This is a genomic window from Mesorhizobium sp. WSM4815, assembly GCF_055811575.1.
This window is the reverse complement of the sequence record NZ_JBVVQS010000044.1, coordinates 1-1,052: the sequence shown is the minus strand read 5'-3', so window position 1 is coordinate 1,052 and position 1,052 is coordinate 1. Positions and strand designations below refer to the sequence as shown.

1 protein-coding gene is annotated in these 1,052 nt (G+C 62.9%); it reads right to left on the bottom strand.

Going from position 1 to position 1,052, the window contains the following annotated elements:
• On the bottom strand, nucleotides 1-1,052 hold a 1,052-nt coding region (locus AC0L2B_RS00190; RefSeq protein ID WP_473743636.1), incomplete at both ends, for an ABC transporter ATP-binding protein.

The window sequence follows — 1,052 nt, the reverse complement described above, 5'->3', positions numbered from 1 at the left end:
TTTTTGAGATCCTCGATCTTGAGCACCGGCGCGCCGGGCTCGACGCGCTCGTTGACCTTCTTGGCGCCGGGCGGCAGCGCTTCCCAGTCGATCTCGTTGAAGCGCACGCAGCGCGAAAAATGGCCTTCATGGCCTCCGACCGCGATCATCGGGATTTCGGCGGCGTTGCAGACGCCCTCGACGAAATGGTGGCAGCGGGGGCCGAAATTGCAGCCCTTCGGCCGCTCGTGCGGCAGCGGCAATTGCCCCGGGATGGAGATCAGAGGCCGCGAATTCTTGTCGGCGCCGGGCAGCGGGATCGAGCGGAACAGGCCCTGCGTGTAGGGATGGCGCATCCGGTCGAAGACGTCCTTGATCTTGCCGGTCTCCACCGCTTCGCCCGAATACATCACCGTGATGCGGTCGCAGGTTTCCAGGATCAGGCCGAGATTGTGCGACACGAAGATCATCGAGGTGCCGAACTTCTCGCCAAGTCCCTTGACCAGGTCGACGATGCCGGCTTCCACCGTCACGTCGAGCGCCGTCGTCGGCTCGTCGAGCAGCAGCAGCGCCGGCTTCGACAGCAGCGCCATGGCGATGACGATGCGCTGTTGTTGGCCGCCGGAAAGCTGGTGCGGAAAGGAGCGCATCATGCGCTCGGGATCGGGCAGCCTGACCGAGCGCACCATTTCCAGCGCGCGCCTATAAGCCTCTTCCTTCGACACCTTGTCGTGGATCAGCGGCACTTCCATCAGTTGCTGGCCGACCTTCATCGCCGGGTTCAGGCTGGCCATCGGCTCCTGGTAGATCATCGCGATCTTGTTGCCGCGGATGGCGCGCAGTTCCTCGTCGGACAGCTCGCCCATGTCCTTGCCCTGGAACTTTATCCGGCCGCCGACGATCTTTCCTATGTTGGAGAGGTCACGCATGATGCCGAGCGATACGGTCGACTTGCCGCAGCCGGATTCGCCAACGATTCCCATTGCCTCGCCGGGCATGACCGTGCAGGAAAAATCCATGACGGCCGGTATCTCGCCCTTGCGGGTGAAGAAGGAGATCGACAGGTTCTCGAT